This window comes from Streptomyces sp. NBC_01808, from assembly GCF_035917395.1.
GTDB lineage: Bacteria > Actinomycetota > Actinomycetes > Streptomycetales > Streptomycetaceae > Streptomyces.
The window spans coordinates 222,579-241,349 of sequence record NZ_CP109072.1 but is presented as its reverse complement, the minus strand read 5'-3'; the positions used below and the strand labels follow the sequence as shown (position 1 = coordinate 241,349).

The following is an 18,771-nucleotide window of genomic DNA, read 5'->3' as shown; positions in this document are numbered from 1 at the left end:
CTTGGCGCAGCGACGTGGTGATTCGGTGAGACGCTGAAGGCCACGGCGCAGAATATTCCCTTCGGCATGGAGGAGCACGAATGCGGTCAGTAATTCCCGACTATCTGACCGAGGCACTCGGAGACGTCGAGTCGGACACTTCCGGAGTGCAGGCGGGATACATCCCCGAACTCGCGGCGGCGGACCCCGAGCGCCTCGGCGCGGTCGTCGCCACCGTCGACGGCAAGGTCTACGGCGCCGGCGACGTCGATACCGAGTTCACGATCCAATCGATCTCCAAGCCGTTCACGTACGCGCTGGCACTGGCCGATCGCGGCTTCGACCCCGTGCTCGCCAAAGTCGGTGTCGAGCCGTCGGGGGAGGCGTTCAACCAGATCTCACTCGAAAGCGACACCGGGCGACCGCTCAATCCCATGATCAATGCCGGTGCGATCACCACCCACGCGCTGGCCGGCTCGGGGGACCTGGATCCGGCAGCGCGCGTCGAGCGCGTGGTCAGGGGACTTTCGGCGTTTGCCGGCCGTCCGCTGAAGATCGACGAGGCGGTGTGCGTATCGGAGATGGAGCACGCGCACCGCAACTTCGCCATCGCCCACATGCTCCGCAGCCACGGCGTCCTCACCGAGAAACCGGAGGCGGTCGTCGACGGCTACACCCGCCAGTGCGCCGTGCTCGTCACCGCGCGAGACCTGGCCATGATGGCGGCGACGCTGGCCAACCGCGGGGTGAATCCCCTCTCGGGTGAGCAGGTGGTAAGTGAACGGGTGGTGCGCCAGGTGCTGAGCGTCATGTTCACCTGCGGCATGTACGACGCCGCCGGTGACTGGGCGACCCAGGTCGGCATCCCGGCGAAGAGCGGCGTGGCCGGTGGCCTGATCGGCGCGCTCCCCGGCCAGATCGGCATCGCCACCTTCTCGCCACGACTGGACCAGCACGGGAACAGCGTGCGCGGGGTGTCGCTGTTCGAACGCTTCTCCTCCGACATGGGCATGCATGTGATGCAGGTCCCGCCCCCGGCGCGTGCGGTCGTGCGATCCAACCACGTCGTCGGCAGTGGACCGAACGCGGTCCGGGTCCTCCAACTGCAAGGCGGGATCGGCTTCTCCGGAGCGGAACGAGTCGTCAGGGAAACCGTGGACACGGCACCCGCGGAGGTCGGGGTGGCTCTGGACCTCACGATGGTCTACTCGATCGATGACGTGGCACGGCGCATGTTGCTGGAGGTCGTGCGCCGGCTCACGCTGGACGGTCACGAGGTCTACCTCGTCGACCCGGAATCGGTCATGCCGGACCCCGATCCGGGAGACGGCGGCCGGGTCACCGTCGTAGGCAACGTGGACCAAGCCGTGATTCCGCCGCACAAGGCAGCCCAGTACTAGAGCCGTCGGCAGCAGGGAGAGGCTGGATGCGTGCCGCGGGCGATCCTGGGCGGGGCCTCCTGATGGAAGAGACCGAGGACATGCACACCGAGAGCACGTGGACCACCACCCCCGTCACCGCAGACCTGCTGCGCGGAGCCGTCGACGTGGAGCACACCGAACGCGGCGTACTGCCCCACCGGCTGCCCGCGCTCGCTCGCCGGCAGATCCCCGACGACCAGATGGCGATGGCGGAGTCTCAGCCCTCCGGCGTCCGACTCGTCTTCCGCACCCCGGCCACCGCCGTCGAGCTGGATGTCGTGGCCACCAAGCGGGTCTACGTCGGCGCACCGCCACGCCCCGACGGGGTGTACGAGCTTCTCGTCGACGGACGGCTCGCCGGCCGGGCCGGCGTGACCGACGGCGACGTCCTCACCATCGACATGGCCGCCGGGACCGCGGAGACCCGGCCCGGGCCGGTGCAGACCGTGCGGTTCACCGGCCTGTCCGGCGACGACAAGGACGTCGAGATCTGGCTGCCACACGACGAGACCACCCGACTCGCCGCCCTGCGCACCGACGCCCCGATCCGGACCGCGGCGCCCGACGGCCGCAGGGTCTGGCTGCATCACGGCAGTTCGATCAGCCACGGCTCCAACGCCACCACCCCGACCGGGACCTGGCCCGCCGTGGCCGCGGCCCTGGGCGAGGTGGCGCTGGTGAACCTCGGATTCGGCGGCGGCGCCCTGCTCGACCCCTTCACCGCCCGCACGATGCGCGACACCCCCGCCGACCTGATCAGCGTCAAGATCGGCATCAATGTCGTCAACGCCGACCTGATGCGGCTGCGCGCGTTCGGCCCGGCCGTCCACGGCTTCCTCGACACCATCCGCGAGGGACACCCCACCGCACCTCTCCTGGTCGCATCCCCGATCTACTGCGCCATCCACGAGAACACCCCCGGGCCCAGCGCCCCGGACGTCAGCGCGATGAGCGAGGGGCGGATGCGGTTCATGGGCACCGGCGACCCCGCGCAGACCGCCGCCGGGAAGCTGACCCTCACCGTGATCCGCGACGAGCTGACCCGCATCGTCCGGCAGCGCGCCGCCACCGACCCGCACCTGCACTATCTCGACGGCCTCGACCTCTACGGCGAGACCGACTACGCGGAGCGGCCGCTGCCGGACGAACTCCACCCGGCCCCCGCCACCCACCAGCACATCGGCGAACGCTTCGCCACCCTCGTCTTCGGCGACGGCGGCCCCTTCACCACCGCGCGCCGCTGACCGGCCGACGGCAGGGAAACGTTCCGGGGATCAGCCGACGGGTCCGCCGACCGCGGTGAAGGTGCGGGAGACCGCGAAGGGGCCGTGGCCGTACGACACCGTGATCCTGTCGCTGTGGCCCGCGTCCACCGCGGTCAGGTCGAGGGTCGCGCGGAACGTCCTCGCGTTCTGCGCGGCCTGCGTGACGGTCAGGGGCACGGCGGCCCGATCGCCCACCCGCACCTCGACCGAGCCCCGGTCGACGGAGCCCGCGTCCAGGTTCAGCGGTGCCGTCAGCTCCACCGTCACCTTCGCGTCACGGGGCACCACGCGGGCGGGGGCGCCACCGCGGGTACGGACCTCGATGCCGGTCTGATCGGCGGCGCGCCAGGCGAGTGAGGCGTTCCAGGCGCTGTTGAACGCCACCCAGCCCTCGGTGTGGCCGATGTTCCCCTGGTCCGGGTTGAAGGGGTAGTGGCCGTTCTTGGGGCTGCCGTCGAGTACGCCGGGCAGATCCTCCAGCAGGCCGGCGCCACCGCGGTACTCGGAGAACCAGCCGCGCTCCACGCCCTCGAAGCCGGCCGTGCCGCTGGGCGCGTCGTACGAGGCGTGCCGCCCGGTGGGGTTGCGGCCGAAGATGTTGTCGACGTGCGCCGCCGCGATCTCGCGCAGCCGCCCGGCCAGCGGGTCGTCGCCGAGCAGCCGGGCCGCGGCGAGCGCCGGCGCGGCGAAGCCGGCCACGTTGCCCGTCTCGTTGGGGTCGTCCGCGCCGCCGCCGGTGAAGGCGGGGATGGTCCAGCGGTCGTCGGAGTAGCGGCGGAAGTCCCAGAGGTTGTCCGAGCGGCTGGTCACGGTCTGCGCCCAGTCGCGGACGAAGCCCTCGATCCCCGGGGGCGCCTGGTCCGGGTACGTCTCGGCGAACTGCACCAGACCGGTGATCAGCACGTGCTCGCTCTGCCGCTGCCCCTTGGTGGTGCGCGGGTCGCCGACGTCGAGGTTCTCGACCAGCCAGGCGGCCTGGTCCTGCGCGGCGCGCAGGTAGCGCTCCGCGTCGTCGCGGCCCTCCCGCTGCGCGACCTCGTACATCATCAGGTTCGGCCACACCGAGTGGCCCGGCGCGAGTTCGCCCTTGCCGGTGCCGACCTGGGTATAGGTCTGGAAGAGGTCGCCGGTGTGGGGAGTGAACGCCTGCCAGTAGTAGCGGTCGCGGGCAGGAGCGCCCCAGGTGGCGAAGAGGTGGTCGAGGGTGCGCTCGTAGACGTCGGCGGGTATCCACTCGGCGAGTTGCGGATAGGCGTAGGCGAAAGCCGCGAGCTGCTCCTTCAACTGGGGATCGTTGACGTCCGCTTCGAGGAGCAGTTCAACGCCCCAGTGGATGAGCCGCACGATCTCCGGCGTGCCGTCGGGAAGCGTCACCGGAAGCCCCTTGTAGACCGCGTCGTCCACGGTGATCTGCTCGAACGCGCTCGGGTTGGCCAGGTAGAGGTCGACGAGCGTCTGGATCTCCTTCGAGTACTGGGCCCCGTCCCGCCAGGTCACCGCCTTCATGCACGCGCGGTGGCCGTACTCGTCGCTGATCAGCCCCGGCCCTTCCGCCTTGCGGGTGAAGTCGCCGAAGTAGCAGCGGCTGCCCGACATGAACTCGATGGCCCTGCTGTACGAGACCCGGTCGATCCAGTACGCCCCGATGCCGAACGGCACCGAAGTGCCCTGGCCCGCCGCACCGTTGACGGTGACGACGAAGTCCCCGGTGTCGCGGGGGTCGAACGCGGTGAAGTCCCCGACGCCGTCGGTGACCTTGCCCCGGTACCTGACCTTCCCGGACGCGTCGCTGACCGTGAAGGCCGCGCCGTCCTCGGCCCGCGGGGCGGTGAACCGCTTCGGCTCGCCCAGACCGAACCCGCTCTGGTTCAGCAGCACCGGCTGGTCGGCGCGCGGATCGCCGGGCGTCAGCCCGCTGACAGCGGCTGGCTCGGCCGTGGCCGCGACGGCGGTCGCCGGGAGGGCGCCGAGGCAGAGCACACCGACGGCGATGAATGCCTGGACCTTCATACGTGCCTCCAACTTGCTGATCTGCAAGGGAAATTCACGATGCGCATGCTTCAGTCATCATGTGCAACGCGTCAACCCCCGCTGCACGTGAAAGTGGAAGCCGGTGCCGCCGCACTCGACAGCCGTCCACGCGGGCGCACCGAACCTGACCAGCTCGGGCAGGGTTTCGGGCCGGGCCGCTAGGCCCGTGCCAGGAACCGGCGCTGTGCGGCGCGGAGGCCCGCTTCCTCCGCCGCCTCGCCGGGGTGCGAGAAGTGGCCCGCGGTGAGCACGTGCAGCTCCTTCGGGCCCGGCAGGGCGTTGTACACGGCGAACTGACCCGGTGGCGGGACGGCCGGGTCGAAAAGCGCGGCTCCGACGTGGACCGGGATGCCGATGTGCCGCGCCGCGGTGGCGGCGTCGAAGTACGCCAGCACATTCGCGACTTCCGGATGCGCGGCGTGGTGCTGCCGGACCGACTCGCCGCTCCCGGTGCACGGCAGCGTCAGCCGCAGCGGGTGGTTGCCGAAACTGGGCACGGTCAGCACGGCGGCCGCGAACCGCTCGTCCCACGGCAGCGCCAGCGCCCCGATGCCGCCGCCGAAGCTCGCCCCCGCGTACGTGAGCCGCGGCATCGACGCGGGTACGAGTTCCGCGAGCGCCGTCGCCGCGCACCACACGTCGGCGGCGCAGCCTCCGTGCACGTACGACCGCCGGGACCCGATGCCGTGCAGGACGTGCGCGGCCGCGTCGGACGGCATGTCCGGCTGGCGGCTGCGTGCGCCCTGGCCGCGCAGGCACGGCCAGATGGCCGCCGTGCCCGGCGGCAGCAGCGCAGGATCCGGGGCCTCCCGTCCGCCGTAGCCGTGCGTGACGACGCAGCCCTGGCGCACCTGCCCGTCCGCCGGCAGCGTCACCCAGCCCCCGATGCGGCGCCCGCCGAGCGAGGTGTACGCGACCTCGTGCACCGCCACCGCTTCCGCCCCGCCGATGGTCTCCGCGCGACCGCGGAGCCGGGGCGCGACCCGCGTGCCGCGGGCCTCGGCGTGCAGGGCGCGCCAGAACTCCCGGAAGTCGGAGGGGGCTTCGGGGGCGGGTACGGCGAGCAGCCGGTCCAGGTCGTAGCCGTACGCGGGGTCGAAGGGAAGGTCGTGCACCAGGCCGGCCGCCTGCCCGCGCGGGCGGTGGCCGCGACCGCCGCCATCCGTACGCACCACCCAAGCCTCCCGCCCCGTACCGCCGTTCGCCCCAAGGTACCCGGGCGATCCACACAGGCGAGGGGCGCGGTCCTCAAGTCCGGGAAATCTCCCGGAAATTCGTTCGCCACCGCCTGTTGACGGGGCCATGCCCCGCTCCTATGGTCGCTGCTACGAAACAGCAAGAGGTGCTCAAGTCCTGCTAATGAGCTGCTGATACGTAACAGCAAGGGGTTCCCTTTGTCAGTCAAACGCCGTCGCGGGGCACCGACCCAGGCCGACGTCGCCCGCCGTGCGGGCGTGTCGCAGGCGACCGTCTCCGCCGTCGTGAACGGTCGTGCCACCGACCACCGGATACCCGTCGAGACGGAGGAGCTGGTCCGCCAGGCCGTCCGCGACCTCGGCTACGCGGCGAATCCCGCCGCACGCAGCCTCAAGGGCAAGCGCAACCGGATGATCGGGGTGCACACCTTCGAGTCGGTCTTCCCGATCGCCAGCCGCGACTTCTACCACGAGTTCCTGGTCGGCGTGGAGGAGCAGGCCGTCGCCGAGGGCCACGACCTGGTGCTGTTCACCTCCACGGAGGGCCCCGACGGTCAGCGTCAGCTCTACAGCGACGGCTCGAACCGGCTCAACGTCGCCGACGGCAGCGTGCTGCTCGGCGTCGCGCACGACCACTCCGACCTCGCCCGCCTCAGCCGGGAGGGCTACCCCTTCGTCCATATCGGCCGCCGCGACGTGCCGGGCGCCGACATCGCCTGGGTCAGCGCCGACTACGCCGAGGCGACCCGCGACGCCGTCGCCCGGCTGGTCTCGCTGGGCCACCGCCGGGTCGGCTACCTCGGCATCACGCACCGGGTCGAGGCCGTCGTCGACCGCGAGGCCGGCTACCGCGCTGCCTGCACGGACGCCGGCATCCCGCAGCTACCGGTGCTGATGAACGCCGGGGACCTCACGCAGGAGTGGTTCGACCTGGCCCTGGCGTCCGGGATGACCGCGTTCGTCGCCGAGGACGAGTCGTTCGCCGGCCGCGTCGCCGGGTTCGCCGCCGCCCGGGACCTGGCGATACCCGCGCAGCTCTCGCTCGTCGTGCTGCGGGGTACGGAGACGGGCCCGTACCCCGGGACCGGCTGGAGCTGCGTGGAGATCCCCCGCCGGGAGATCGGCCGCGAGGCCGTGCGGCTCCTCCTGCGGCTGCTCGACGCCCCGGACGCGCCGCGCGAGGACCAGATCCTGCTGTCCTGCACGCCGCCCGGCGAGGAGACCGTCGCCGTGGCCCCGGCGAGCGCTCCGGAGGGAGAGGCATGACGGAGCTGCGCACCGACATAGCCGTCGTCGGGGGCGGGCTCGGCGGCGTGGCCGCCGCGCTTGCCGCCGCCCGCTCGGGCCTCAGGGTCCTCCTCACCGAGGAGTACGACTGGGTCGGGGGCCAGTTGACCGTCCAGGGCACGCCGCCCGACGAGCACCCCTGGATCGAGCAGTTCGGCTGCACCGCGAGTTACCGCCGGCTGCGGGACGGAATCCGCGACTACTACCGGCACTGGTATCCGCTGTCGGCGGCGGCGCGCCGGGAACCGGCCCTCAACCCCGGCGCCGGCCGGGTGAGCGCGCTGTGCGCGGAGCCGAGCGCGGCGCACGCCGTGCTGCGGGCCATGCTCGCGCCGTACCGGGCGAGCGGCCTGCTGGACCTGCGGCTCAGGCACCGCCCCGTCGCGGCGAGCACCGACGGCGACGCCGTCACCAGCGTGACGCTGCGCGACCTCGACTCCGGTGACGACGTCACGGTGACCGCCCGGTACTTCCTGGACGCCACGGAGACCGGCGAGCTGCTGCCGCTCACCGGCACGGAGTACGTCACGGGGTTCGAGTCGCAGGCCGACACGGGGGAGCCCAGCGCCCCCGCGGAGCGCCGGCCGCTCAACATGCAGGCCGCCTCCTGGTGCTTCGCCGTCGAGCACCGGGCCGGCGAGGACCACACCATCGACAAGCCCGACGACTACGGCTTCTGGCGCGACTACCGCCCCCCGTACTGGCCCGACCGGATGTTCAGCATGGTCGCGCCCAAGCCGCAGACGCTGCGGCCGACGACGCGCGTGCTGATCCCCAACCCCGCGCCCGGCGAGCCCGCCCTGCAGGGCCTCGCGGGCGACCTCGACCTGTGGGCCTTCCGCCGCGTCCTCGCCCGCTCCTCCTTCGAGGACGGCACGCTCACCAGCGACGTCGTCATCGTCAACTGGCCGATGATCGACTACGTCGAGGGGCCGCTGTACGGCGTCGAGCCCGCGGCGGCCGCGCGCCACCTGGCCGGCGCGCGGCAGATGAGCCTGTCCTTCCTGTACTGGATGCAGACGGAGATGCCGCGCCCCGACGGGAGCACCGGGCTGCCCGGGCTGCGGCTGCGCGGCGACGTCGTGGGCACGGCGGACGGGCTGTGCAAGGGCCCGTACATCCGCGAGTCCCGGCGCATCCGGGCGGTGTACACGGTGACGGAACAGGACGTGTCCCTCGCGGTACGGGGTGACCGCGGGGCGGTCGCGTACGAGGACTCGGTCGGCATCGGCTCGTACCGCATCGACCTGCACCCCTCCACCGGCGGCGACAACTACATCGACGTGGGCTCCTCGCCCTTCCGCATCCCGCTGGGCGCCCTGCTGCCCGAGCGGATGGGCAACCTGCTGCCCGCCGCCAAGAACATCGGCACCACCCACCTCACCAACGGCTGCTACCGGCTGCACCCGGTCGAGTGGAACGCCGGCGAGGCCGCAGGACTGCTCGCCGCGTACTGCCTGCGCCACCGCACCACCCCGCACCAGGTCCGCGCCCGGCCCGCCCGACTCGCGGACTACCAGCGCGCGTTGACCGGCCACGGCGTCGAACTCGCCTGGCCCGACATCCGCGGTTACTGAACCCGAGGGAGCAAGAAGATGACGGGACGCATCGACAGGAGAAGGCTGCTGATGGCCGGCGGGTCGCTGGTGGCGGCCGGGGCAGTGGGCGGACTCACGCTGAACGGCTGCGACTTCAGTACGGATCCGGCGGGCGGCGGGGACACGGGGCCGGTCGAGGGGAAGGGGCAGGCGCCCGAGCTGCAGCGACTGGTCGACGAGGGGAAGCTGCCCGCGCTGTCGAAGCGGCTGCCGGCGGAGCCGCTCGTGGTCCGCCCCGTCGACCGGGCGGCGGCCTACGGCGGCACCTGGCGCAACGCGCTCATCGGCGCGGGCGACGCCGGCCGCCTCGGCTACGCCTTCGCGTACGAGAACCTGGTCCGCTGGGACCGGGACTGGAAGAAGATCATCCCGAACGTCGCCGAGTCGTTCAGCGAGAGCGAGGATGCCACGCGGGTGACGTTCAAGCTCCGCAAGGGCCTGAAGTGGTCCGACGGCGAGCCCTTCACCGCGGACGACATCGAGTTCGCCTTCCGGGACCTGATCACGAACAAGGAGATCATCCCGGACACGCCGGGCCAGTACACCGTCGGCGGGGGCCCGGCGAAGCTGCGGAAGATCGACGCGTACACCGTGGAGTTCACGTTCGCCGGGCCCAACGCCCTTTATCTGACGGGCATGGCCAACGAGGTCTACGACATGCTGACCCGGCTGCCCAAGCACTACCTCGGCCAGTTCCACCCCGGCCTCAGCCCGGACGCCGAGAAGGCGGCCAGGGAGATGGACTACGCGGGCCCGATGGAACTGCTCCAGGACGCGCTCTACGCGGGGATGCTCTGGAAGGACCCGCGGCTGCCCCGGCTGCACGCCTGGCTGCCCGACGACGCCATCGGCGGTGGCACGCGCATGCGGTTCACCCGCAACCCGTACTACTTCAAGGTCGACCCGGAGGGCAACCAACTGCCCTACCTCGACGGCGTCGACTTCGCCATGGCCCAGGACGCCGAAGTGGTGCTGCTCAACGTGCTCCGGGGCGACATCGACATGATCGAGCGCAACGTCACCACCACCAAGAACAAGCCGGTGCTGGCCCGGGACCGGACCAAGGGGCACTACCGCTTCTTCGACCTGGCGTCGGACAAGCTCAACACCCTGACGATCATGCTCAACCTCACCTGCAAGGACGAGACGAAGCGCGAGGTCTTCGGCAGCCGCGACTTCCGCATCGGCCTGTCGTACGCCATCGACCGCCAGAAGGTCATCAAGGCGGTGCACGCCCGGCAGGGCGAGCCCTGGCAGGTCGCCCCCGCGCGCGACTCCGGCTTCTTCGACGAGGAGATGGCCAAGCAGTACACCGAGTACGACCCGGACAAGGCGAACGAGCACCTGGACCGGGCCGGTCTGCGGCGGGACGGCGACGGGCCGCGGCGCGGCCCGGACGGCGAGCCGGTCTCCTTCCGCATCCTGGTCAGCGCCGGGGCCGGGAAGCCCGAGCTGGCCGACGCGCTGGAGATCATCAAGCCCATGTGGGAGGCCGTCGGCGTGCGGATGAGCGTGCAGGCGGAGGACGAGACCCTGCGCATGCAGCTCATCCAGGGCAACGGCCACGAGGCACTCGCCTGGGACGGGGACGGCGCCCTGGACCCCGTCAGCACCCCCGCCTTCTTCATGCCGGAGTGGGGCGAGAACAACGCCTTCTGCCCCGAGTGGTTCACCTGGCTGGCCACCGGAGGGGAGGAGGGCATGGAGCCGCCGGCCCACGCCAAGGAGCAGTACCGCCTCTACCACGAGGAGATCGTGGCCGAGACGGACGAGAAGCGGCGTGCCGCGACGATGAAGCAGATCCTCGCCATCGCGAAGGAGCAGTTCTACACCATCGGGATCAGCACCCCGCTGCCCGGCTACGGCGTCGTCGGCGAGACCTTCCGCAACGTGCCCGAGAAGAGCTTCTTCGCCGCCAAGTACCCCATGCCGGGCGCCATGAACCCCGAGCAGTTCGCCATCGGCGCGTAACGGGCACACGGCTGACGGGACGGTCGAGCAGTGTTGAGCTACCTGGCACGTCGGTGCCTCTACATGATCCCCACGCTCTTCGGGATCTCCGTGGTGGCCTTCGCCATCATCCAGTTGCCCCCGGGTGACTTCCTGACCACCCTCGCCGCCCGGCTGGAGAACCAGGGCGAGCGGATGGACGAGGCGCAGATGTCCGCGCTGCGCGAGCGCTACGGGCTGGGCGAGCCGGTGTACGAACAGTACTGGAAGTGGGTCTCCGCGATCGTGCTGCACGGCGACTTCGGGGAGTCCTTCGAGTACGGGAAGTCCGTGTCCAGCCTGGTCATGGACCGGCTGCCGCTCACCGTCGTCCTCGCGGTCTCGACCCTCCTGGCGACCTGGCTGCTGGCGTTCCCCGTCGGCCTGTACTCGGCGGTGCGGCAGTACTCGGTCGGCGACTACGTGGCCACCACGGTCGGGTTCCTGGGCCTCGCCATCCCCAACTTCATGATCGCGCTGGTCCTGATGTACCTGGGCCACAGCGTCTTCGGGATGAGCGTCGGGGGGCTCTACTCGCCCGAGTACGAGGACGCGGCCTGGAACCTGGGCAAGTTCCTCGACCTCCTCAGCCACCTGTGGGTGCCCGTGCTGGTGCTGGGAGCGGCGGGCACCGCCGGCCTGGTGCGGGTGCTGCGCGCCAACCTGCTGGACGAGCTGCGCAAGCCGTACGTCGTCGCCGCCCGGGCGCGCGGCATGCCGGAGCGCAGGCTGGTCCTGAAGTATCCGCTGCGGGTCGCGCTCAACCCGTTCGTCTCCAACGTCGGCTACGTGCTACCGGCGCTGGTGTCGGGCGAGGTCATCGTCTCCCAGGTGCTGTCGCTGCCCACCACCGGGCCGCTGCTGCTGGGCGCGCTGCGCAGCCAGGACATGTACCTGGCCAGCTCCATCATTCTCATCGTCAGCCTGCTGACCGTGATCGGCACCCTGCTCTCCGACGTACTGCTGGCCTGGCTGGACCCACGGGTCCGGCTGGCCCAGGGATGAGGGACGACCATGCGCATACGCACCCGGCCCGCGCCGTCCGCAGAACCGGCCAGGCACGGCGCCTCCCAGTGGCGGCTCATCTGGCGCCGGTTCCGCAGGCACAAGCTCGCCATGGCCGGCCTGATCGTCACCCTCGCCTTCTACTTCGTCGCGCTGTTCGCGGAGTTCCTGGCGCCCTACGGCACGGACTACCTCAACGACGACTACCCGTACGCCCCGCCGCAGACGGTCCAGTTCAGCGGCGGCCTGCACGTCGACGGCTACACGACGACCGTGGACGACGAGACGTACGAGCAGACCTTCACCACCGACCCGTCGGCGGAAGTCCCCATCGGCTTCTTCGTCAAGGGCGACGAATACCACCTCTTCGGCCTCATCCCCTGGGACCGCCACCTCATCGGCCCCAAGGAGCCCGGCGCCGCGATGTTCCTGCTGGGCGCCGACCGCAACGGGCACGACCTGCTCTCCGAACTCATCCACGGCACCCGGGTGTCGATGACCATCGGACTGGTGGGCGTCGTGGTGGCGTTCCTCCTCGGCGTGACGCTCGGCGGGATCTCCGGCTACCTGGGCGGCAGAGCCGACACCGCGATCCAGCGGCTCGTCGAGTTCTTCATGTCCCTGCCCCATCTGCCCCTGTGGCTGGGTCTGGCGGCGGCCCTGCCGCCCGACTGGGGGCCGCTGCGGCGGTACTTCGCCATCACGGTGGTGCTGGCCATGATCGGGTGGACCCATCTGGCCCGGGAGGTACGCGGCCGCTTCCTCGCCCTGCGCCAGGAGGAGTTCGTCACCGCGGCCCGCCTGGACGGCTGCACCCGCCGCCGGGTGATCTTCCGGCACCTGCTGCCGTCCACCAGCAGCCACCTCATCGCCCAGCTCTCGCTGTCCATCCCGGCGATGATCCTGGCCGAGACCGCGCTGAGCTTCCTCGGCCTGGGCCTCCAGGCGCCCGTCGTGAGCTGGGGCGTGCTGCTGCAGGACGCGCAGAACATCCGCGTGCTCTCCTCCGCCCCGTGGCTGATGCTCCCCGGCCTCGCCGTCGTCACCGCGGTACTGGCCCTCAACTTCGCCGGCGACGGGTTGCGCGACGCCGCGGACCCCTACAGGAAGTGACGGAACGAGACGATGGCCCCTGAACCGGACCCCCCGTTGCTCGACATCAGCGACCTGAAGACGCACTTCGACACCCAGGAGGGCACCGTCCGCGCCGTGGACGGGGTGAGCTTCACCGTTCCGCGCGGCAGGATCGTCTGCGTCGTGGGGGAGTCGGGCTGCGGCAAGAGCGTGACCGCGCGCTCCGTACTCGGCCTGGTCGAGGAGCCGGGCCGGATCGTCGGCGGCTCGATCCGCTTCTACGCCGATGGGGCCGCGGACTCCGAAGCCGCCGCAGACGGCGAAGGCCCCGCGGACGGCGCTGCGGCCGAGGGCGCCGCGGACACCGCGCAGGCCCGGTCCGTCGACCTGGCCGCGCTCGACCCGCGGGGCGAGGAGATCCGCGCCGTCCGCGGCGGCCGGATCGCGATGGTCTTCCAGGAACCGATGGCCGCCCTGTCGCCCATGTACACCGTCGGTGACCAGCTCGTCGAGGCCATCCGGCTGCACCTGCCGCTGAGCCGGGAGGCGGCCCGCGCGCGGGCCGTGCAACTGCTGGAGCGGGTGGGCATCCCCGGCGCCGAGCGGCGCATGGACGCGTACTCCTTCCAGCTCTCCGGCGGCATGTGCCAGCGCGTGATGATCGCCATCGCGCTCTCCTGCGACCCCGAGTTGCTCATCGCCGACGAGCCGACCACCGCGCTGGACGTCACCACCCAGGCCCGGATCCTGGACCTGCTGACCGAGATACAGTCGGACTCCGGCATGTCGGTCCTCTTCATCACCCACGACCTCGGTGTGGTCGCCGAGATCGCGGACGAGGTGGTGGTGATGTACCTCGGCACGGTGGTCGAGCAGGGCCCCGTGGACGCCATCTTCCACGACCCCGCACACCCCTACACCCGGGCCCTCCTCGGCTCCGTACCCCGCATGGGCGCCGGTGCCCGGCAGCGGCTGGCCTCCATCCGCGGCAACGTGCCGCACCCCTCGGAGCGCCCCGCCGGCTGCCCGTTCCACCCGCGCTGCGCGAGCGCGGTCGCCGGGGTCTGCGACACGGCGGAGCCGCCCGAGACGGCGCTGTCCGAGGACCGCAGGGTCCGCTGCGTGCTGCACGGCGACCCGCCGCCGGCCGTCCCCGCGGCGGCCACGGCCGAAGGAGCCCGGGCATGACCGACACCGTGCTCCCGGACACCGCCGCGGCCGCACGCACGGCCCCGGTCCTCGAAGTCCGCGGCCTGCGTACGCATTTCCCCGTCAAGCGCGGCTTCCTCGGCCGCACCGTCGGCCACGTCCGCGCCGTCGACGGCGTCGACCTCTCCGTCCGGCCCGGTGAAACCCTCGGCCTGGTGGGGGAGTCGGGCTGCGGGAAGACCACCCTGGGCCGCAGCGTCGCCCGTATCCTCCAGCCCACCTCGGGCCGGATCTCCTACCGGCCGGAGGCGGCGGCGGAGCCGGTGGACGTCGCCGCCCTGTCCGGCCGCGGGCTGCGTGCGTACCAGCGGCAGGTCCGGGTCGTCTTCCAGGACCCGTTCTCCTCGCTCAACCCCCGGATGACGCTGCTGCAGATCGTCGGTGAGCCGCTGCGCTCGTACGGCATCGCCACCGGGGCCGAGCTGGAGGACCGGGTGGCGGCCATGCTCACCCGCGTCGGGCTGTCGCCCAAGTACCTGCACCGCTACCCGCACGCCTTCTCCGGCGGCGAGCGGCAGCGCGTCAGCATCGCCCGCGCGCTGATCGTGGACCCGAAGCTGGTCGTCGCCGACGAGCCGGTCTCCGCGCTCGACGTGTCCGTCCGCGCCCAGATCCTGAACCTGCTGCGCGACCTCCAGGACGAGTTCGCGCTGACCTACCTGTTCATCTCCCACGACCTGTCGGTGGTGGAGAGCGTGTGCGACCGGGTCGCCGTGATGTACCTCGGCAGGATCGTCGAACTGGCCGAGACGGACGAGCTGTACGCCCGCCCCCGTCACCCCTACACCGAGGCGCTGCTGTCCGCGGTGCCCCGCCCGGACCCGCGGCTGCGCGGCAGCGCCCGCCGTATCCGGCTCTCCGACGACCTGCCCGACCCGGCGCACCCGCCGGCGGGCTGCTCGTTCCACACCCGCTGCCGCTTCGCCCGCCCCGGCCTCTGCGACGTCCCGGAAAAGCCGCCCGGGCCGGTCCCTGCCACCGGCGGCGCCGACACGGGACACCGGGTCGCCTGCCACCTCGCCGGCGAACTCACGCTGACCGGAGTCCACGAAACCCCTGGAGCGACCGCATGACCGACAGGACCGCCACGGAGCCCACCACCGCAGCACTGCGGGGCCTCGTCGGCAAGCTCACCCTGGAGCAGAAGGTACGGCTGCTCACCGGCGCCGACAACTGGGCCCTGCACGCCGAGCCCGCCGTCGGCCTGCGCCGGATCGTCCTGTCCGACGGACCCAGCGGGGTGCGCGGCGAGAGCTGGGACGGCCGTTTCACGGCGCTCAACCTGCCCTCCGCCACCGCCCTGGCCGCCTCCTGGGACCCCCGGATCGCCTACCGCTACGGCGCCATCATCGCCTGCGAGGCCCGCCGCATGGGCGTCGACGTCGTCCTCGGCCCCACCATCAACCTGCACCGCAGCCCCCTGGGCGGCCGGCACTTCGAGGCGTACTCCGAGGACCCGCTGCTCACCTCCCAGCTCGCCGCCGCGTTCGTCCGCGGGGTCCAGGACGGCGGCGTCGGCGCCACACCCAAGCACTACGTCGCCAACGACGCGGAGACCGACCGCCTCACCGTCGACAACCGCATCGGCGAACGCGCCCTGCGCGAGCTGTACCTCGCCGCCTTCGAGGACACCGTGGCCGGCGAGCGGCCCTGGATGGTGATGTCCGCCTACAACTCCGTCAACGGCACCAGGATGAGCGAGCACACGCTGCTCGCCGAGCCGCTGTGCGGCGAGTGGGGCTTCGACGGCGTCGTGGTCTCCGACTGGTGGGCCGTCCGCAGCACCGAGCCCGCGGCGCTGGCGCGCCAGGACCTGGTGATGCCAGGACCCGAAGGACCGTGGGGCGGCAAGCTGACCGCGGCCGTGCGGGACGGCCGGGTGCCGGAGGAGGCAGTCGACGAGAAGGTGCTGCGGATCCTACGTCTCGCGGTCCGGGTGGGTGCGCTGGAGGGCTTCGCGCCGGCCGTCGCCGTGCCGCCGGCCGGGGAGGACGGGCCCGCGCTCGCGCGGGAGGTGGCCGCCGCCGGCACCGTGCTCGTACGTAACAGCGGTGAGCTGCCCTGGTCGGCGAGCGGCCTGCGCTCCGTGGCCGTCATCGGGCACCTCGGCTTCCTGCCCCGCACCCAGGGCGGCGGCAGCGCCACCGTCGAGCCCGACCGGGCCGTCTCGCCGCTGGAGGACCTACGGGCCGCGCTGCCCGGCACCCGCGTCGACTGGCACCTCGGCGCCCTCGCCCAGCGCGGCATCGCCCCCTTCGCGGGCAGTGACCTCACCGATCCGGTCAGCGGCCGGCCGGGCGTGCGCCTGGTGTGCCGAGGCGCCGACGGCACCGTGGTCCTCGACGAGCACCGGCGCGACGCCAACCTGGCCCGCCTGGGCTCGGCCCGGCTCGCCCACACCGCGACCGTCGAGGTCACCACGCGCTATCTGCCGGTGCGCTCCGGCCCGGTACGGATCGGGGTCGCGGGCGCCGGAGCCCTCCGGCTACTGGTCGACGGCACCGAACTCCTGCGGGAAGAACTCGTCCACACCGGCGAGGAGTTCGGCGGCGGTCTCGTCTCACCGCCGCACGCGAGCGTGCCCGTCGAACTCGCCGCCGGCGAGCCGGTGGACATCGCCGTCCGCCTCGACCTGCCGCCGCGGCAGGGCCCGGACTCCGGCGTCACCCTCCTTGCCGGGCTCGACCTCGACACCGGCGCACCCGACGCCGAGATCGCCGCGGCGGCCACGGCGGCACGCGACGCCGACGCCGCCCTCGTCGTCGTCGGCACCGGACCCGAGGTGGAGAGCGAGGGCTTCGACCGCACCACCCTGGCCCTCCCCGGCCGGCAGGACGACCTGGTCCGCGCGGTCGCGGCGGCCAACCCCCGCACCGTGGTCGCCGTGAACGCGGGCGCGCCGGTGCTGCTGCCGTGGCGGGACGACGTCGCCGCCGTGCTGCTCACCTGGTTCGGCGGCCAGGAGTTCGGGCACGCGCTCGCCGACGTGCTGATCGGCGCGGTGGAGCCCGGCGGGCGGCTGCCCACGACCTGGCCGGCGGACGAGGCGGACGTGCCCGTGCTGTCCACCACGCCGGCGGCGGGGCGGCTCCCGTACGACGAGGGCATCCGGATCGGCTACCGCGCCTGGCTGGAGTCCGGCGCCGAGCCCGCGTACCCCTTCGGACACGGCCTCGGATACACCACCTGGGCCCCGCCGACGGCCGAGATCCCCGGCGAACTCGCCGCCGGGGAGGATCTGCTGCTCACCGTCGGCCTGCGCAACACCGGAGAGCGCCGCGGCAAGCAAGTGGTCCAGGCGTACCTGTCCCGCCCCGCCGGCGCCGTCGACCGGCCGGTGCGCTGGCTCGCCGGGTACGCGACCGTGACGGCCGGCCCGCGGCAGACCGCCACCGCCGACCTGCGGATCCCGGCCCGTGCGTTCCAGCACTGGGACGGCGCCTGGCACACCGAACCGGGCGGCTACCAGGTGCACCTCGGCTTCAGCTCGGCGGATCTCGCGGTCACCCAGACCGTACGGATCCACTGAGACCACCCCGCACCGGAGAGGAGGACCGCAACCGCATCGGCACCACCCCCCACCGAATCTTCGTTCCCAGGAGAGCCGCATGCACAGAAAAGCACGAAAGCTCCTGCTCGCCCTGCTCGCCGCGGTGGCGGTGCTCGTCACCGTCATCGCCCCGGGACAGGCCACCGCCGGGCCGGCACCCGAAGGCGCCGCACCCGAGGCGGCCGTGCCGTGGCTGAAGACCGAGGGCAACCGCATCAAGGACGCGGCGGGCAACCCCGTCACGCTGCGCGGCGTGTCGATGATCGGGCCGCGCCACAACAACGAGTGCAGCGCCTGCAACCCCAAGCCGATGGCGGAGCTCATCAACCGGGCCACCGACCCCGCCCTGGGCTGGCACTCCAAGGTGATCCGGCTGCCCGTCACCGAATGGGCACCCAACGACTCACTCAGCCTGGAGGAGAACTTCCGCCAGCACATCGACCCGTACGTCCAGCAGGCCGTCGCCCGCGGTGTCTACATCATCGTGGACCTGCACAAGGTGCAGGACTACGGCGGCACGAGCGGCATGCCGCAACAGCGCGTCCTGGACTTCTGGTCGTACGTCGCACCGAAGTACAAGGACATCCCGAACGTCATCTTCGAGGTCTACAACGAGCCCATCAACCCCGACTCCTGGGCGACCTGGAAGAGCTACATCCAGCCCGTCGTGAACAAGGTCCGCGCCGCCGCCCCGAAGAACCTCATCCTCATGGGCGGCCCGCAGTGGAGCACCCGCGTCAACCAGGCCGCCGCCGATCCCATCAGCGGCGGGAACATCGCGTACGTCTACCACCTCTACCCCAACCAGGGCGCGGCGACCGCCGCCAACCTCGACGCGAAGTTCGGCAACGCCGCGAAGAAGATCCCGGTGATCCTCACCGAGTTCGGCTGGAACCCGGAGGGCCCCTGGTCCGACCCGGTCACCAAGGGCACCACCTCGGGCTGGGGCACGCCGCTGCGCCAGTACCTGGACGCACGCCCGGAGATCAGTTGGGTCGCGTGGGCCTACAGCAACTACTGGAAGCCCATGATGTACGACCACGACTGGAACCTGCTCGGCGGTGAGCACCAGGGCCAGTTCATCAAGCAGTGGCTGGCCGACAAGAAGACCGCCGACCAGCCCGCGCACGGCTGACCCGGCACACAGGCTCCGCCGCCCTCGACGGC

13 protein-coding genes are annotated in these 18,771 nt (G+C 71.9%); 11 read left to right on the top strand and 2 right to left on the bottom strand.

Annotated features, from left to right (window positions below; genetic code table 11):
* Positions 1 to 80: 80 nt before the first annotated feature.
* On the top strand, positions 81 to 1,379 hold the full coding sequence (locus OG946_RS00970; RefSeq protein ID WP_326794243.1) for a glutaminase: 1,299 nt from the start codon (positions 81 to 83) through the stop codon (positions 1,377 to 1,379).
* 80 nt (positions 1,380 to 1,459) lie between these two features.
* A complete protein-coding gene (locus OG946_RS00965) occupies positions 1,460 to 2,644 on the top strand; it encodes a GDSL-type esterase/lipase family protein (protein ID WP_326800107.1) in 1,185 nt (394 codons plus the stop codon).
* Positions 2,645 to 2,674: 30 nt separating this feature from the next.
* Here the strand turns inward: OG946_RS00965 and OG946_RS00960 are convergent, their stop codons facing one another.
* Both OG946_RS00960 and OG946_RS00955 read right to left on the bottom strand, forming a co-directional pair.
* Complete coding sequence (locus OG946_RS00960; protein WP_326794242.1) at positions 2,675 to 4,675, bottom strand: hypothetical protein; 2,001 nt, start codon at positions 4,673 to 4,675, stop codon at positions 2,675 to 2,677.
* A 179-nt stretch (positions 4,676 to 4,854) separates the two neighbouring features.
* A complete protein-coding gene (locus OG946_RS00955; protein WP_326800106.1) occupies positions 4,855 to 5,868 on the bottom strand; it encodes an acetylxylan esterase in 1,014 nt (337 codons plus the stop codon).
* Between the two features lie 222 nt (positions 5,869 to 6,090).
* On the opposite strand from OG946_RS00955, the gene OG946_RS00950 reads away from it, so the two are divergent.
* From OG946_RS00950 to OG946_RS00910, 9 genes are all read left to right on the top strand, one after another.
* Entirely contained in the window at positions 6,091 to 7,158 is a 1,068-nt protein-coding gene (locus OG946_RS00950) for a LacI family DNA-binding transcriptional regulator (protein WP_326794241.1), read from the top strand.
* Positions 7,155 to 8,756 (top strand): FAD-dependent oxidoreductase, encoded by a 1,602-nt coding sequence (locus tag OG946_RS00945; RefSeq protein WP_326794240.1) that lies wholly within the window; start codon positions 7,155 to 7,157, stop codon positions 8,754 to 8,756. Before OG946_RS00950 ends, OG946_RS00945 begins: the two co-directional genes overlap by 4 nt.
* Positions 8,757 to 8,774: 18 nt before the next feature.
* Positions 8,775 to 10,748 (top strand): ABC transporter substrate-binding protein, encoded by a 1,974-nt coding sequence (locus tag OG946_RS00940; protein WP_326794239.1) that lies wholly within the window; start codon positions 8,775 to 8,777, stop codon positions 10,746 to 10,748.
* A gap of 30 nt (positions 10,749 to 10,778) precedes the next feature.
* Positions 10,779 to 11,771 (top strand): ABC transporter permease, encoded by a 993-nt coding sequence (locus tag OG946_RS00935; RefSeq protein WP_326794238.1) that lies wholly within the window; start codon positions 10,779 to 10,781, stop codon positions 11,769 to 11,771.
* 9 nt (positions 11,772 to 11,780) lie between these two features.
* Complete coding sequence (locus tag OG946_RS00930) at positions 11,781 to 12,884, top strand: ABC transporter permease (RefSeq protein ID WP_326794237.1); 1,104 nt, start codon at positions 11,781 to 11,783, stop codon at positions 12,882 to 12,884.
* Between the two features lie 12 nt (positions 12,885 to 12,896).
* A complete protein-coding gene (locus OG946_RS00925) occupies positions 12,897 to 14,033 on the top strand; it encodes an ABC transporter ATP-binding protein (protein WP_326794236.1) in 1,137 nt (378 codons plus the stop codon).
* On the top strand, positions 14,030 to 15,127 hold the full coding sequence (locus tag OG946_RS00920; protein ID WP_326794235.1) for an ABC transporter ATP-binding protein: 1,098 nt from the start codon (positions 14,030 to 14,032) through the stop codon (positions 15,125 to 15,127). Before OG946_RS00925 ends, OG946_RS00920 begins: the two co-directional genes overlap by 4 nt.
* Positions 15,124 to 17,583, top strand: coding sequence for a beta-glucosidase family protein (locus OG946_RS00915; protein WP_326794234.1), 2,460 nt, complete (start codon positions 15,124 to 15,126; stop codon positions 17,581 to 17,583). The genes OG946_RS00920 and OG946_RS00915 overlap by 4 nt, the downstream gene beginning before the upstream one ends.
* A gap of 79 nt (positions 17,584 to 17,662) precedes the next feature.
* The gene (locus OG946_RS00910; RefSeq protein ID WP_326794233.1) at positions 17,663 to 18,739 is read left to right on the top strand and encodes a glycoside hydrolase family 5 protein; all 1,077 of its coding nucleotides are present in this window, start codon (positions 17,663 to 17,665) and stop codon (positions 18,737 to 18,739) included.
* Positions 18,740 to 18,771: the final 32 nt, after the last annotated feature.

What these genes read in the sequence shown, in the direction of transcription:
- OG946_RS00970 (WP_326794243.1), top strand. Translation starts at nt 81, where the DNA reads ATGCGGTCAGTAATTCCCGACTATCTGACCGAGGCACTCGGAGACGTC.
- OG946_RS00965 (WP_326800107.1), top strand. Translation starts at nt 1,460, where the DNA reads ATGCACACCGAGAGCACGTGGACCACCACCCCCGTCACCGCAGACCTG.
- OG946_RS00960 (WP_326794242.1), bottom strand. Translation starts at nt 4,675, where the DNA reads ATGAAGGTCCAGGCATTCATCGCCGTCGGTGTGCTCTGCCTCGGCGCC.
- OG946_RS00945 (WP_326794240.1), top strand. Translation starts at nt 7,155, where the DNA reads ATGACGGAGCTGCGCACCGACATAGCCGTCGTCGGGGGCGGGCTCGGC.
- OG946_RS00940 (WP_326794239.1), top strand. Translation starts at nt 8,775, where the DNA reads ATGACGGGACGCATCGACAGGAGAAGGCTGCTGATGGCCGGCGGGTCG.
- OG946_RS00930 (WP_326794237.1), top strand. Translation starts at nt 11,781, where the DNA reads ATGCGCATACGCACCCGGCCCGCGCCGTCCGCAGAACCGGCCAGGCAC.
- OG946_RS00925 (WP_326794236.1), top strand. Translation starts at nt 12,897, where the DNA reads ATGGCCCCTGAACCGGACCCCCCGTTGCTCGACATCAGCGACCTGAAG.
- OG946_RS00920 (WP_326794235.1), top strand. Translation starts at nt 14,030, where the DNA reads ATGACCGACACCGTGCTCCCGGACACCGCCGCGGCCGCACGCACGGCC.
- OG946_RS00915 (WP_326794234.1), top strand. Translation starts at nt 15,124, where the DNA reads ATGACCGACAGGACCGCCACGGAGCCCACCACCGCAGCACTGCGGGGC.
- OG946_RS00910 (WP_326794233.1), top strand. Translation starts at nt 17,663, where the DNA reads ATGCACAGAAAAGCACGAAAGCTCCTGCTCGCCCTGCTCGCCGCGGTG.